We start from the raw sequence: 14,556 nt of genomic DNA, 5'->3' as shown, positions 1-14,556 counted from the left end.
CCCCACGCAGCGGGCGTTCACTCCGCGCGGGAGCTTCCCTGCGCCCGGTGCGACGAGCTGATCAGCCGGCCTGGGTGGCGCCGATCGGCTTGCGCGTCTCGGCCCTGACCCGGGCGGTGTCCAGCGCGGCCTTGTCGAGGTCGACCTTCTCGGGGTCCTGGAGCGCGGTCTCGGGCGTGACGACGGCGACGAAGGACGCGGTGTTGCCGTCTCCCCAGGCGCACATCGGGATGGTGCTGGTGATCGCGCCCTCCTTGGACCGCGCGACCTGGCAGGACACGGTGATCCCGTATCCCTCGGGTGTGAATTCCCTGGCGGGTACGGCGATGGTCAGGCCCTCCGTCCGCGTGGCCCCCTCCAGGATCTTGCCCCGGGTGAACTCCGGTCCCTTGATCCGTCCCCACATGCCGGAGATGACCAGGGTGCCGCCGGCGGAGGAGGTGTACTGGGTGACGACGGCCTTCGCATCGCGGATGCTCGGGTCGTAGGTCTCCTCGATCTCCCGCCCCTCGGTCGCCGAGGAGTCCTTGAGCAGCGTGTACTCCTCGTCCAGCAGCTTCTTCGGCACGGTCAGCCGGTACTCGGCCGCGGGAAACTCACCGCTGACCGCCGACGCCCCGGCATCGGCCAGCCGGGCGACCCCGAACACGATGCCGCCGGCCACCACCAGCGCGCCGACGGTTATCCCGACGATCAGCCCGGTCCGCTTCTTCCGCGGCGGCGGTGCCTGCGGGAACCCGAAGGCCGGCGGCGGTGCCTGCGGATACCCGTAGGGCTGCGGACCGGGGGGCGGCTGCTGGGCGTACGGGCCCTGCTGTCCGTACGGGTTCTGCTGGGGCTGCGGCGGCGGTCCGTACGGGCCCTGGGGTGCTCCGTAAGGGCCCTGCGGCGGCTGCGGCGGCGGCGTGGTCATGGCGCCCAAGTTACGTCATGGGCCACGAACACCGATGCGAACCCCGGGCCCGGCCGGTTCAGTTCAGCGGCTCGCGGCGCCGGAGCCATTCGGCGGGCACGCCGTCGACGCCGACCGCGGCGCCGACGATCCCGCCGGTGATGGCACAGGTGGTGTCGACGTCCCCGAATCCCTCGGCCGTTGCCCAGAGCGCCGCCTCCAGGTCGTCCGGGTGCCGGGCGGCGGTCCACAGGGCGAACGGCACCGTGTCGTCCGCGCGGATGCGCTGTCCGTTGCCGAGCAGGTCGGCGGCCCGCCACGGCTCGGTGTCGAACGGCACCTCGACGGCCCGCGCCAGACCGTCGCACACCAGCCCCGAAGGGGTCAGCGCGCGGACCGCGTCCAGTGTGAACGCGCCCCGGACCGCCAGTGCCGCGGCGACCGCGACCGCCACGGCGCCTGGTCCGGCGCCGCCCCGCTCAGGAGGCCGGCGACTCCGTCCCGCCGTCCGCGATCGCCTCCGCGACCTCCGCCACCCGCGCTTGCTCCTCGGCCTCGAAGCGGTCCCGGTCCAGCTGTTCGGCTATTTCCTCGTCCTGGGCCATGAGCAGGTCCAGGCTGGAGTCGCCGAGTTCGAGGACGCCCATGTCGACGTACGCCTTCTGCAGGCGCTCGCCCCACAGCCCGATGTCCTTGACGCACGGGACGATGCGGCTGAACAGCAGCTTGCGGAAGAGCTGGAGGTACTCGGAGTGCTCGGAGAGCTCCTTCGCCTCCTGCTTGGCGATGCCGAAGTTCTCCAGCACCTCCACTCCGCTGAGCCGGTCGCGCATCAGGTAGCAGCCCTCGATGACGAACTCCTCGCGCTCGCGCAGTTCCGCGTCGCTCAGCTGCTTGTAGTAGTCGCGCAGCGCCATCCGGCCGAAGGCCACATGGCGGGCCTCGTCCTGCATGACGTACGCGAGGATCTGCTTGGGCAGCGGCTTGGTCGTGGTGTCGCGGATCATGCCGAAGGCGGCCAGGGCCAGCCCCTCGATGAGGACCTGCATGCCGAGGTAGGGCATGTCCCAGCGGGAGTCGCGCAGGGTGTCGCCCAGCAGGCCCTGGAGGTTGTCGTTGACCGGGTACAGCATCCCGATCTTCTCGTGCAGGAACCGGCCGTAGATCTCCGCGTGCCGGGCCTCGTCCATGGTCTGGGTCGCGGAGTAGAACTTGGCGTCCAGATCGGGGACGGACTCCACGATCCGGGCCGCGCAGACCATCGCGCCCTGCTCACCGTGGAGGAACTGGCTGAACTGCCAGGAGGTGTAGTGCTTGCGCAGTTCGCCCCGGTCCTTCTCGGTCATCTTCGCCCAGTACGGGGTGCCGTACAGGGTGAGGGCCTCGTCGGGGGTGCCGAGCGGGTCGGTGGGATCGACCTCCAGGCTCCAGTCGATACGCTTGTTGCCGTCCCACTGCTTGTCCTTGCCCTTCTGGTACAGGGCGAGGAGGCGCTCGCGGCCGTCGTCGTAGTCCCAGCTGAAGCGGGCGGCGCCCGAAGCGGGCACCGTCCACAGCGGCTGGTCGGGGGCGGTGGTGTAGAGGTCGTGGGTCGACATGGACGGCTCCTTCGCCTCGCATGCTCCGACAAATCACCTGTCGATTGGCTCAGTTGGCAGGTTCACACGTTGGTAGACGCCGGGTCAACAAGTCGTGCGCAAGGGATTGACGAGCTTGCTGACAGACGGTCTCATAAGGAGTGACCGCCGGTAACCCATGTGCGAGGTGCCTCCAGCCATGACGTCAGCGACCGAACACGATGTACAGCTGCTCCGCGACGCCCTCGGCCCGCTCCGGGACCGCGAGCAGATCGCCGAACGGCTGCTGGAGGCCTCGGCCAAGCACTCCTTCGACCCCGACAAGGAGCTCGACTGGGACGCGGCGGCCGAGGACGGCAAGTGGTTCTGGCCGCCCGAGCTGATCTCCCTCTACGACACCCCGATGTGGCGGAGGATGTCGCAGGAGCAGCGGCAGGACCTGGCCCGGCACGAGTCGGCCTCGCTGGCCTCGCTCGGCATCTGGTTCGAGATCATCCTCATGCAGCTGCTGGTGCGGCACGTCTACGACAAGCCGGTGACCAGCAACCACGTCCGCTACGCGCTCACCGAGATAGCCGACGAGTGCCGGCACTCGATGATGTTCGGCCGGATGATCACCTGGGGCGGGGCGCCCTGCTACCCGGTCCCGCGGAGGTACCACAACCTCGCCCGGGTGCTGAAGACCGTGTCCACCACGCCCGGTTCGTTCGCGGCCACCCTGCTCGGCGAGGAGATCCTCGACTGGATGCAGCGGCTGACCTTCCCGGACGAGCGCGTCCAGACCCTGGTGCGCGGCGTGACCCGCATCCACGTGGTCGAGGAGGCCCGGCACGTCCGCTACGCCCGCGAGGAACTGCGCCGCCAGATGGTGACCGCGCCCCGCTGGGAGCGCGAGCTCACCCGGGTCAGCTGCGGCCAGGCGGCCCGTGTCTTCTCCGTCTGCTTCGTCAATCCGCAGGTGTACGCGAACGTCGGGCTGAACCCCGAGGAGGCCGCGGCCCAGGTGCGGGCGAGCGGGCACCGGGCCGAGGTCATGCAGTCGGGGGCCAAGCGGCTGACCGACTTCTTCGACGACATCGGGGTCCTCAACGGGGTGGGACGCAGGCTGTGGAAGAGCTCGGGCCTGCTCGCCTGACGGCCCCGGACGCGGCACCAGCGCTTACGCTGGCCGGTATGACCCCTGCCGCAGCCGCGCCGCCGAACCGTGCGTACCGAAGGCTCAGCGTCGAGGAACGCCGCACCCAGCTCCTCGGTGCGGCACTCACCCTCTTCGCGCACCGGGCCCCCGACGAGGTCTCGCTCGACGAGGTCGCGACGGTCGCCGGGGTCTCCCGGCCGCTGGTCTACCGCTACTTCCCGGGCGGACGCCAGCAGTTGTACGAGGCGGCCCTCAGGTCCGCCGCCGAGGAACTGATCCTGTGCTTCGCCGAACCGGCCGTGGGCCCGCCCACGGAACGGGTGACACGGGTCCTGGACCGCTATCTCACCTTCGTCGACCAGCACGACGCCGGCTTCAGCGCACTGCTGCGCGGCGGCAGCGTCGCCGAGACGTCCCGTACGGGCACGATCGTCGACGAGGTACGGCGGGCGGCGGCCGAGCAGATACTCCTGCACCTGGGCCGGGGCGCGGGCAGCGATCCCGGACCGCGGCTGCGGATGATGGTGCGCACCTGGATCGCGGCAGTCGAGGCCGCCTCGCTGATCTGGCTGGACGAGGAGAAGCAGCCCGCCGCCTCCGAGCTGCGCGACTGGCTCGTCGACCAGTTCATCGGACTCCTCGCGGTCACCGCGGCCACGGACCCGGCGACCGCCGCCGCCGTGGCCGAGCTGCTGCCCCTGGAGACCGCGGCGGGCCCGGCCGGCCGGCTGGCGGACCGGCTGATCCCGGTGGTCGGCGAGGCGGCACATCTGCTGCCCCCGGGCTGATCGGTCAGACTGGGGCGGTGAGAAGCGAGAACACCCCCTTCACCGGCGGGCCGCTCGACGGACGGGTCCTGCCCGTACTCGTCGGCGCGACCGGCCACCCGCCCAAGTGGTACGAGGTCCCGGTCCCGGACGCCGACGGCGGACCGGCCACCGTGTACGCGTACCGGCGGGTCCCGGCCGGACACTCCAAGCGGCTGGGGATCCAGCGCGGCTGGGTCTACGAGTTCGCCCCCGGCGGCCGTGAGCGCCACAGCCCCAAGTGGCCCTGGTCGAAGCCGGGATGACGCATATGGGGTGAATCGGGGCGAGGCTCCCCGTCTCGGGGGAGACCGTAGGATCGATGATCCGGTCCGAGGACGGTCACACAGGGGGTGCGCCATGGAAGCGCTGCGTCAGGACGATCCACGCCGCTTCGGCCCGTACACGACGCTGGCACGGCTGCGTGAGACGGCCGCGGCGGTCCAGTACCTCGCGCGCGGCACGGCCCCGCGGGAACTCGCCGTGATCACCGCGGCGCGGCCCGCGCTGGCCGCGCTGCCCGCCTTCAGGCGGCGCTTCCAGGCGGAGGCGCGGACCGCGGACCGGCTGGCCGGCGGCTGGGTGGCGGCGCAGCTCGACACCCGGCCGGACGGGTCCGGGGACGACGACCTGCCGTGGACGGCCTCGGAGTACGTGCCGGCGGTGACCCTCGCCGAGGCGATCGAGACCGCCGGGCCGCTCCCCGAGCGTGCCGTGCGGATACTGGGTGCGGGCGTCGCGGAGACCCTCTCGCGGGTGCACGCCACCGGGGCCGTGCTGCAGGGTCTCGCCCCCAGGACGGTGCTGCTGGCCGCGGACGGGCCGCGGCTCACCGCGTTCGGGCCGCTGGGCGCGGCGGCCGACGCGGAGGCGCGGCCGGGCGGGCAGCTCTCCGTGCGGCTCGGCTATCTGACCCCGGAGCAGGTCGAGGGCAGGGAGGCCGGTCCGGCCTCCGACCTGTTCGTGCTGGGCCTGCTGCTCGCGTACGCGGCGACCGGCAGTACCCCGCTGGCGGACGGTCCGGCGGCGGAGGCCGCCGAGCGGATCGCCCACACCGACCCCGAACTGGCCGCCGTGCCGGACGCCTTGCGCGATCTGGTCGCCCGCTGCCTGGCGAAGGACCCGGCCGACCGGCCGACGGCGGGCGCGGTGGCCGCGGAACTGGCCCTGGAGGGCGCGGCCGGCCTCGCGAGGGGCAGCCACTGGCTGCCGGCCACGCTGTCGGCGGCCGTGACCGAACAGGGCGTACGCGCCCAGGCGTTGGAGGCCGCACCGCCCGCCGCCGAGGACCCGGCGGACGCGCAGGACGTGCAGGACGCCGTGGTGCCCGCGGCGCCGCCCGCCGACAGCGGGTCCCAGTCCCCCGCTCCCGGCCGGGACACCCGGACCGCCCAGTTCGGGATCATCGACCACCGCGCCCCGCGGCCCGATCTGGCGACGGCGCAGCTCTCGATGCCGCGTGAGCTGCCCGGTCCCCCGGCCGCCCTCCCCGCCGGGCCACCGGCTCCCCCGGCCCTGCCCGCGCCCGCGGCGTTCCTTCCCGCCGCCCCGCTTCCCCTCCCGGCCGCCGCCAAGCCCGCCGCGGCCGACCGCCGGACCGTGCTGATCGCGGCGGCGGCCGGCGCCGCCGGTCTCCTCGTCGGGGGCGGCGGGGTGCTGGCGCTCGGGCCGGGCGACGACGCGAAGTCCGCGGACGACGCCAAGCCCTCCCCGAGCACCAGCCGGCCCGTCATCGCGGGGCTGCCTCCGCAGCCGCGCTGGATCCACACGCACCCGGAGTCCGAGCCCGCCCCCCTGACCGCCGCCGTCTGGAACGACCGGCTGCTGGTGGTGACCGACGAGACCCATGCGTCCGCCCTCGACCTGCGCACCGGCCGCCGGGTCTGGGAGAGCGCGGACGCCGCGAAGGGCCAGGCCGCCCTGCCGGCCGGCAAGGAGTTCTGCTTCGTCGCGGGTCCGGCCGAGTTCCTGTGGCTGTCGGCGAAGGACGGCCGGGTGGCCCACCGGATGGCGTACGCCGACGGGTTCGACGGCGCTCCGCACCTGACGGTGCCCGAGCTCGTCGGCGCGTCCGGGTCCACCGTCTGGTTCACCGGCTCCACCAGGACCACCGTGAAGGCCCCCAAGCCGAAGAAGGGCAAGAAGCGCGGGAAGGACAAGCAGGTCGTCACGTCGTTCCTGTTCGGGTACGACATCGAGCAGCGCAAGGAGCTGTGGCGCACACCGGTGCCCAACGGCCGCGGCCCGGCGGCGCCGGTGTACCGGCTGATCGCGGTGCGGCCCGACGACATCGTCCTGCGGCAGAGCCAGCTGACGCTCACCCCGGCGGACGTGAAGGCGGCCAAGGGCAAGGGCAGGTTCCGCGGCTTCGACCGGAAGACCGGAAAGGCGAAGTGGACCGAGTCGTTCGCCGGCGTGACGCCCGGCGGTGCGGCCGTGGGCGATGCGGACGGCCTGCTGTACGCGGCGGCCGGTGACGATCTCCGGGCCTTCGGGACGTCCGACGGGAAGCCGAAGTGGACGCTCAACGGCAGCCGCGGCTCCCACTTCGGGAACTCGGTCGAGGCCGGCGCGCTGCTGCACACCACCAACAGCAACCAGGAGGTGGGCGCGGTCGACCGGGAGACGGGGCGGCTGCGCTGGCTGCGGTCGACGGAGGGGCCGCGCACCGACGTGACTCCCGTGATCACCGTCAGCGGCACCGGCGGGACGCTGCTCGCGGCGAGCTCCGGCCAGGTCACGGCGTTCGGGGCGGCCGACGGGCGGCGGCTGTGGAAGTTCCAGGACATCGGGGAGCAGGACCCGAAGGGCGCGACGGCCACCACCAGGTACCAGGTGCTGGCCTCCGGGAAGAGTGCCGTCGTCCGGCGCGGCCGGGTGTTCTACGCGTTCCCGGTCGACTGACCGCGGGCCCGGAGAGCGGCCCGGTCCGCCGCCTTCCGGGGGATCGGGCCGCCGCCACGCGCCCCGGTCCTTGAATCACCTGACGGCAGGTGAGCGTATGGAGGAATTGCGCTCACTTATGGGGTAGTCCGACGATTCACCCCGCTATCGGAGGTGATGTCGTGCCGGGCAGTGTCTTGCGCTCCATCTGTGCGACGGCGCTGGCAGCCGTCGTCGTGACCTCACCGGCCGCCGCCGCGGCCGCCCCCTCTCCCGCACCCGCGGACCCCGGCACCGGCAGCGCGGGCGCCGCCGCCCCGGAGGCGGCCGCCGGCAGTCCCGCCGCGCTGCTGAGCCGGCTCCAGAACCTGTACCAGCAGGCGGAGGAGGCCACCGAGACCTACAACGGGACGGCGGCCGAGCTGAAGAAGCGGAAGGCGGAGGCGGCGAAGCTGGACTCCGCCCTCGTCACCGCCCGGCTCTCGCTGTCCCGCGGCCGCGACGCCGCCGGGCGGCTGGCCCGCGAGCAGTACCAGGGCCGTTCCGACTTCTCCTCGTACCTGCGGCTGCTGCTGTCCCGTAACCCCCAACAGGCCCTGGACCAGGGGCAGGTCATCCAGCGGCTGGCCGCCGGCCGGGTGGCGGCCGTGAAGCGGCTCACCGGCGCCGAGAAGCGTGCCGACGAGCTGGCGAGGGAGTCCCGCAAGGTGCTCGACCGGCAGCAGGTGCTGGCCGCGCGGCAGAAGAAGGAACGCGACGCGGTGAACAAGCGCCTCAAGGAGGTCGAGGCGATGCTCGCCACGCTCTCCGCCGACCAGCTCGCCGCGCTGTCCGGCCTCGAACAGAAGGGCACGGCCGAGGCCCAGGGCGCGCTGGCCGCCTCCGGCTCCCTCTCCTCGACCCGGCCGCCGTCGCAGGAGGGCGGCGAGGCGGTCCGGTACGCGGTCCGGCAGATCGGCAAGCCGTACGTGTGGGGCGCGGAGGGTCCCGGCTCGTTCGACTGCTCCGGCCTCACCTCGCAGGCCTGGGCCAGCGCCGGCCGCACCATTCCGCGGACCTCGCAGGAGCAGTGGCGGCAGCTGCGGAAGGTGCCGGTGAGCGCGCTGCGCCCGGGTGATCTGGTGATCTACTTCCCGAAGGCCACACATGTGGCGCTGTACATCGGCAACGGCCTCGTGGTGCAGGCGCCCCGGCCGGGCTCCCGGGTGAAGGTCTCGCCGCTGGCGTCGAATCCGCTGCTGGGCGCCGTCCGGCCGGACCCGGAGAGCGCCCCGCTGCGTACGTACAAGCCGCCGAGGCTCCCCCAGGGGGCCTCCACGGGCTCCGACGAGGGCTACAGCGTCTCCACGGCCCCCACCGGGTAACGGCCGCCGCACGCACGCCGGCCGGGCCGGGGACCGCCGGCGATGGCGACGGGTCCCGGTCCGGCCGGTTCGTTCAGGCGGTACGGGGCGCTCAGGCGGCCGGACTCGCGAGCGAGGCGAGGTACGCGTTCGTCTTCTCGGGCTCGAAGAAGAAGTTGTCGAAGTCCGCCGGGTCGTTGAAGCCGTTCGCGAAGCGGTCGGCGACCGGCTGGAGCTGGCCGCCGGCACCGATCAGGTTCAGCACGTGCTCCGGCGGGACGCCGAGCATCGCGTTCGTCCACTTCGTGACGTGCTGGGCGGTGTCCCAGTAGCGGTCGAACGTGGACTGCATCCACGCCGCGTCGAACTCGCCGTCGCCGTGCTCGATGATCGAGTCCAGGTAGGCGTTCGCGCACTTGGAGGCCGAGTTGGAACCCTGCCCGGTGATCGGGTCGTTGGCGACGACCACGTCCGCGACGCCGAGCACCAGACCGCCGCCGGGCAGCCGGCCGATCGGCTTGCGGACGGTCGGGGCGTAACGGCCCGCCAGGGTGCCGTTGGCGTCGGTCAGTTCGACCTTCGTGGCGCGTGCGTACTCCCACGGGGTGAACCGCTCCATGAGCTCCAGCGTCTTGGCGAGGTGCTCCGAGGGGTCCTTGATGCCCTGGAAGACGTCGATCGGACCGCCCGGGACGCCTTCCCAGAAGAGGATGTCGGCGCGGCCTGACGTGGTCAGGGTCGGCATCACGAACAGCTCGCCGATGCCCGGGACCAGGTTGCAGCGGACCGCGTCGAACTCGGGGTGCTCGGGGCGCGGGCCCATGCCGTGGACGTACGCGACGGCCAGGGCGCGCTGCGGGGCGTCGAACGGCGAACGGGAGGCGTCCCGGCCGAACATGGAGACCAGCTCGCCCTTGCCCGCCGAGACCATCACCAGGTCGTACGTGCGGGAGAAGTAGTCCAGGTCCGAGACGGCCGCGCCGTGGATGACGAGCTGTCCGCCGCGCTGGGCGAAGGTGTCCATCCAGCCGGCCATCTTCACGCGCTGGTCCACGGACTGGGCGAAGCCGTCCAGCTTGCCGACCCAGTCGACGGCGCGTGAGGAGTCGGGTGCGGCGACCGAGACGCCGAGGCCCTCGATGCGCGGGGCCTGGGACTCCCAGAAGTTGAGCTGGTAGTCCCGCTCGTACTGGAGCGCGGTGTGGAACATGCACTGGGTCGACATGACCCGGCCCGAACGGATCTCGTCAGCGGTGCGGTTGGACATCAGGGTGACTTCGTACCCTCTGGACTGCAGTCCCAGAGCGAGCTGGAGCCCGGACTGTCCGGCTCCGACTATGAGTATCTTCCGCATCGCGGTTCTCCGTTGTGTGTGACGTGCGAGCTATGCCGGGGTTGCGTCGAGGGCGTGGCCCACCAGGGCCAGCAGCGCCTCGACGACGGTGATCCTGTTACGCGCGTCCATGATCACAACAGGCACCTGCGGAGGCACGGTCAGGGCCTCCCTGACGTCCTCGGCCTCGAACCCCGGTGTTCCCTCGAAGTGGTTGACGGCCACGATGTACGGCAGTCCGCAGCTCTCGAAGTAGTCGAGGGCCGGGAAGCAGTCGGCGAGCCGGCGGGTGTCGGCCATCACGACCGCTCCGATCGCGCCGCGCACCAGGTCGTCCCACATGAACCAGAAGCGCTGCTGACCCGGTGTGCCGAAGACGTACAGCACGAGGTCGTCGTCGAGCGTGAGCCGGCCGAAGTCCATGGCGACGGTCGTGGTGACCTTGTCCGGCGTCGCGCTGAGGTCGTCGGTCTCCTCGCTGGCCTGGGTCATCATCGCTTCGGTCTTCAGCGGGGTGATCTCGGAGACCGAGCTCACGAAGGTCGTCTTGCCCACGCCGAAGCCGCCCGCGACCACTATCTTCGTGGCGATCGGGGCCCTGGTGTGGTCGAGCTGCCAGGCCTGCAGCGCTTCGTCGGCCTGGTCCCTGGGCCCCGGCTGACGCGGGGCGAAGAGCGGCGACTCAGAGACGGCGGAGTCCATTGAGCACCCTTTCGAGCAGTGCGCGGTCGGGCTGGCCGGTGCCGTGCCCGGTCCCGTACACGCGGATCTTTCCCTGGTCGGCCAAGTCGCTGAGCAGCACCCGGACCACCCCGAGCGGCATCTTCAGCAGTGCGGAGATCTCCGCGACGGTACGCATCCGGCGGCAGATCTCGACGATGGCCTGGAGCTCCGGCATGACGCGCGAGGCCAGGTTCCCGTTGGTCAGTTCGCGGCGCTCGTCGGGTGCTTCGAGCGCGGCCACGAACGTCTCGACGAGCAGCACGTGGCCGAACCGGGTGCGGCCACCGGTCAGCGAGTACGGGCGGACCCGTGCGGGCCGTTTCTCCGCCCCCCGGACGGGGAGCCTGCGGGCGGGTTCGGCGGCGGCGGGGGTCACTGGGCGCTCTCCATCGATTTGCGCAGCTCACTGCGGAGTTCGGGGGTGAGTACGTGGCCGGCACGGCCGACGAAGAGCGCCATGTGGTAGGCGATGACGCTCATGTCGCAGTCGGGGGTGGCGTGCACACCGAGGAGTGAGCCGTCACTGATCGACATGACGAAGACGCTGCCCTCCTCCATGGCGACCATGGTCTGCTTGACGCCGCCGCCCTCCATCAGCTTCGCGGCGCCGATGGTGAGGCTGCCGATACCGGAGACGATGGTCGCCAGGTCGGCGCTGGAGCCCCGGGGGCCGTTCTCCCGGGCCTCCGTCGGGGTGTTCTGGTGGCCGGGGTCGGAGGAGAGCAGCATCAGGCCGTCGGACGAGACGACGGTGACCGAGTGAACCCCTGGCACCTCCTCGACCAGATTGCTGAGCAACCACTGCAGGTTCCGGGCCTCGGTGCTCAGCCCGAATGTGCTGGGCGCAGTCAACTGCGTGCCTCCTCGACTGTGTCCCCCGTCTCATCGGTTCGACCGTCGGTACGGTCGGCCGCCTCAGTGTGGCCTGTACCCGCGGTGCGGCCGGCCGGAACGGGGGACTCCGGCGTGGCGGACGATTCGGCGATCTCCGCCTCGACATCCCTGCGGCCGTCCTTCGCGCCCTGGTGGAAGCCGCCCAGACGGCGGCGCAGAGCGTCCTTGTCCATGCTGCTCTTGCGGTCGGCAGCGGGGGCCGCGGTGGGCGCGACGACCTTGGGGGTGCGCTTGGGCAGCCCCTTGTCGGTGATCCTCTCGGGCTCCGGGTGGCGCGGTCCGGGCAGGGCGTCGGCCACGGAGGCGGTGACGGGTGCGGGGGCCGGGGGCGGGGTGTCCCCGGGCTGCGGGCCCCCGTCGGCGGTGCGCTCGTGGCGGTCGGGGCCGATGGCGTACGGGCCGGACGCGAGCGTGGACTCGGGGCCGTCCCCGAGGCCGGGGGCGTGGACGGCCTCGGGTGCGTCGTCGGACTCGGGGACCCGGGGCAGCCTGACCTGCATCGTGATCTCGGCCTCGGACTCCGGGGGCTGCTCGGAGTGCGTCGGGCCGGCGGCCTCCGGGGTCCGCTCGGGCGCGGCCTCCGGCTCGGGCTCGGGTGCGGCGGGGGGCGCGTGGTCGGGGACGGCCTGGGGAGGGCTCTCGGCGGAGGGCGCGTCGACGGCCCCGGACTCGGCGATCGTCTGCTCGGCCGCCGCGATCAGCGGGTCGCCGGGCAGTGCCGGGGTGCGGCTCGGCAGTGCGTTGGAGTTGGCCTCGGCGACCGATCCCGGCAGGTTCAGGGCGGGCGCGTCACCGGGTGCGGTGACCGGCGGCGGGGTGGCGGTCGGCGGCGCCTTCGGCAGCAGGGCCTTGGGCAGTACGACGACGACGGTCACCCCGCTGCCCTGCTGCTCGCGCAACTGGACCCGTACGGCGTGGCGCGCGGCCAGCAGCGACGTCACCTGGAGGCCGAGACCGGCTCCGTCCGCGTTCTGCTCGCCCGCCTCGAAGAGCGACGGGTCGCCCAGCCGGGTGTTGAGCTCGCCCATCCGCACGGACGACATGCCGATGCCCTCGTCCTGCACGGAGAGCATGACCTCGCCGGTCTCCAGCAGCCAGCCGGAGAGCTGGACATGGGAGTCGGGCGGCGAGAAGGAGGTGGCGTTCTCCAGGAGTTCGGCGACGAGGTGGCTGAGGTCGTCGGCGGCGAATCCGGCGATCTGGGCGTGCGGCGGCAGGGACTGGATGGTGACCCGCTCGTACCGCTCGATCTCGCTGACCGCCGCGCGCAGGACGTCGACCAGCGGAATCGGTCCCGGGTGCCCGTGTCCGTGCTCGGCGCCCGCGAGGACCAGCATGTTCTCGCTGTGGCGGCGCATGACCGTGGCCATGTGGTCGAGCTTGAAGAGCGTGGCGAGCCGGTCCGGGTCCTGCTCTCGCTCCTCCAGCGACTCGATGACGCCGAGCTGGCGCTCGACGAGGCCGAGGTTGCGCAGCGAGAGGTTGACGAAGGTGTGGTGGACGGTGTTCTTCAGCTTCTCCAGCTGGGCCGTCAGATCGGCCGTGTGCACCTGGAGTTCGGCGCGCTGGAGGGTGAGCGCCTCGCGGCCGGCGATCAGCTCGGCCCGCTCGGTCTCCAGGCTGTCGAACCGCCCGTTGAACTCGCGGAGCAGTCCGTGCAGCCGGCCGTGCAGGGTGTTGATGGACCGCACGACCTGGGCGAACTCGTCGTTGCGGCCGGTGTAGCGGACCGGTTCGGCGTTGTCGGGTTCCGTGGCGAGCCGGGCGGCGCCGATCCGCAGCACGGCGAGCGGCTGGGTGAGGGTGCGGGCCACGGCGGTGGAGACGCCGACGGCGATCAGCAGGCAGCCGCCGAGCAGCGCGATCCGCAGTTCGAGCGCGGTGACGTCGTCGTCACGCAGCTGCTCCAGCCGGTGGACCTGGGCGGTGCCGAGCGCGGACTCGACGCTTCGCATCCGGTCGATCCGGGCGGAGAGCGCGGACCCGGTCTTCTTGCTGTTGACCTTCTGATCGGAGTCGGAGAGCTCGGGGCGGTCGGTGAGCTCGGCGAGGTACTTCTCCGCGCTGTTGACCTCGGGGCCGGTGACGGTGGAGGCGAGCTTGTCGCGGGCGGTGGCCCCGGCCGCCTGGTCGAAGTCGGCGAGCGAGGAGAGCTCGCCGACCCTGGCCTGCTGGGCGGCGGCGCTCAGCTCGTCCCGGGCGCGGTCGTCCTTGGTGTCGCCCTCGTCCTGGGTCTCGACGGGCAGCCCGGTGAACGGGTCGGTCTGCGTCACCGGCTCCTTGCGGGGCACGGCGAGCGCGGCGAGCAGCAGCCCCCGGGTGGCCGAGGCGTGCTCGGTGGCCTGCCCGAGCGCGAGCGGGGCGCGGCCGGAGCCGGCGGCGCGCGGCGGGGTCTTCTCCGCGAGTTCGTCGGCGAGGCCGTGGAGCTTGGCGATGACCTCGGAGTACGACTGATGGGCCTCCAGCGCGGATCCCTTGCCGCTGACCGCGTCGCGGCGCAGCGAGGGGATGGTGGAGAGGTCGCGGCGCAGGACGGCCGGGGCCGCGTCCTCGATCTCGTCCACCTGCTGGTCGACGCGGGCACTCCGGCTCCCGGTGGCGCCGGTCCCGCCGGGCTTCCCCTGTCGGCCGGCCGCGATGTACGCGGTGACCTCGTCGCGCTCGTCCGCGAGGGAGTGCGCCAGCGCGATGGCCTGCTGGTTCAGCTCCGCGAGGGTGACCAGCCGCTGTGAGTCGGTCAGATCGGAGGAGGCACTGAGGGCTGCCGGGGCCCCCGCGGCTATGACGGTGATCCCGACGACCGCGACTCCCGCGACCAGCCGACTGCGGACGCGCACGCGGCGCCCGCCTTCAGCCGGCGCCGAAGGCGCCACCTCGGAACCGCTGTTCTTGCCGCCCTTGCTCCGAGGCCGCTTCTTCTGCACCGGTGCTCGCAATCTTGACTCGTCCGCCTTGAAGCAGAGGTGA

12 protein-coding genes and 1 pseudogene are annotated in these 14,556 nt (G+C 72.4%); 5 read left to right on the top strand and 8 right to left on the bottom strand.

Going from position 1 to position 14,556, the window contains the following annotated elements:
- Positions 1 to 61: 61 nt before the first annotated feature.
- The 3 genes and pseudogenes from ACIQM0_RS06110 to ACIQM0_RS06100 all read right to left on the bottom strand — a co-directional run bounded on the left by ACIQM0_RS06110 (position 62) and on the right by ACIQM0_RS06100 (position 2,490).
- On the bottom strand, positions 62 to 913 hold the full coding sequence (locus ACIQM0_RS06110) for a hypothetical protein (protein ID WP_401283914.1): 852 nt from the start codon (positions 911 to 913) through the stop codon (positions 62 to 64).
- A gap of 58 nt (positions 914 to 971) precedes the next feature.
- Positions 972 to 1,352: pseudogene (locus ACIQM0_RS06105) on the bottom strand (ADP-ribosylglycohydrolase family protein); the annotation flags it as partial.
- 19 nt (positions 1,353 to 1,371) lie between these two features.
- Positions 1,372 to 2,490, bottom strand: coding sequence for a ferritin-like domain-containing protein (locus ACIQM0_RS06100; RefSeq protein WP_401283913.1), 1,119 nt, complete (start codon positions 2,488 to 2,490; stop codon positions 1,372 to 1,374).
- A gap of 178 nt (positions 2,491 to 2,668) precedes the next feature.
- Between ACIQM0_RS06100 and ACIQM0_RS06095 the strand changes: the two genes are divergently transcribed.
- From ACIQM0_RS06095 to ACIQM0_RS06075, 5 genes are all read left to right on the top strand, one after another.
- A complete protein-coding gene (locus tag ACIQM0_RS06095; RefSeq protein WP_401283911.1) occupies positions 2,669 to 3,604 on the top strand; it encodes a diiron oxygenase in 936 nt (311 codons plus the stop codon).
- Positions 3,605 to 3,642: 38 nt separating this feature from the next.
- On the top strand, positions 3,643 to 4,395 hold the full coding sequence (locus ACIQM0_RS06090) for a TetR/AcrR family transcriptional regulator (RefSeq protein ID WP_401283909.1): 753 nt from the start codon (positions 3,643 to 3,645) through the stop codon (positions 4,393 to 4,395).
- Between the two features lie 17 nt (positions 4,396 to 4,412).
- Complete coding sequence (locus ACIQM0_RS06085) at positions 4,413 to 4,679, top strand: hypothetical protein (RefSeq protein ID WP_385036124.1); 267 nt, start codon at positions 4,413 to 4,415, stop codon at positions 4,677 to 4,679.
- Between the two features lie 94 nt (positions 4,680 to 4,773).
- Positions 4,774 to 7,317 (top strand): PQQ-binding-like beta-propeller repeat protein, encoded by a 2,544-nt coding sequence (locus ACIQM0_RS06080; RefSeq protein WP_401283907.1) that lies wholly within the window; start codon positions 4,774 to 4,776, stop codon positions 7,315 to 7,317.
- Positions 7,318 to 7,478: 161 nt separating this feature from the next.
- Positions 7,479 to 8,660, top strand: a complete 1,182-nt coding sequence (locus ACIQM0_RS06075) for an NlpC/P60 family protein (RefSeq protein WP_401283905.1) — start codon at positions 7,479 to 7,481, stop codon at positions 8,658 to 8,660.
- 91 nt (positions 8,661 to 8,751) lie between these two features.
- Here the strand turns inward: ACIQM0_RS06075 and ACIQM0_RS06070 are convergent, their stop codons facing one another.
- From ACIQM0_RS06070 to ACIQM0_RS06050, 5 genes are read right to left on the bottom strand one after another with little or no spacing between them, the layout of a single operon-like run.
- Positions 8,752 to 9,993: a styrene monooxygenase/indole monooxygenase family protein gene (locus ACIQM0_RS06070; protein ID WP_401283903.1), complete on the bottom strand. Its 1,242-nt coding sequence runs from the start codon at positions 9,991 to 9,993 to the stop codon at positions 8,752 to 8,754.
- A 30-nt stretch (positions 9,994 to 10,023) separates the two neighbouring features.
- Positions 10,024 to 10,674: a GTP-binding protein gene (locus ACIQM0_RS06065; protein WP_401283901.1), complete on the bottom strand. Its 651-nt coding sequence runs from the start codon at positions 10,672 to 10,674 to the stop codon at positions 10,024 to 10,026.
- Entirely contained in the window at positions 10,655 to 11,071 is a 417-nt protein-coding gene (locus ACIQM0_RS06060; RefSeq protein WP_362960863.1) for a DUF742 domain-containing protein, read from the bottom strand. The genes ACIQM0_RS06065 and ACIQM0_RS06060 overlap by 20 nt, the downstream gene beginning before the upstream one ends.
- Complete coding sequence (locus ACIQM0_RS06055; RefSeq protein WP_401283899.1) at positions 11,068 to 11,547, bottom strand: roadblock/LC7 domain-containing protein; 480 nt, start codon at positions 11,545 to 11,547, stop codon at positions 11,068 to 11,070. The genes ACIQM0_RS06060 and ACIQM0_RS06055 overlap by 4 nt, the downstream gene beginning before the upstream one ends.
- Positions 11,544 to 14,513: a nitrate- and nitrite sensing domain-containing protein gene (locus ACIQM0_RS06050; RefSeq protein ID WP_401283897.1), complete on the bottom strand. Its 2,970-nt coding sequence runs from the start codon at positions 14,511 to 14,513 to the stop codon at positions 11,544 to 11,546. Before ACIQM0_RS06050 ends, ACIQM0_RS06055 begins: the two co-directional genes overlap by 4 nt.
- Between the last annotated feature and the right edge of the window lie 43 nt (positions 14,514 to 14,556).

The sequence above is a fragment of the Streptomyces sp. NPDC091387 genome, assembly GCF_044756945.1.
GTDB lineage: Bacteria > Actinomycetota > Actinomycetes > Streptomycetales > Streptomycetaceae > Streptomyces.
Note: the sequence above shows the minus strand (reverse complement) of the source record. Positions and strands in the feature narration are given on the sequence as shown.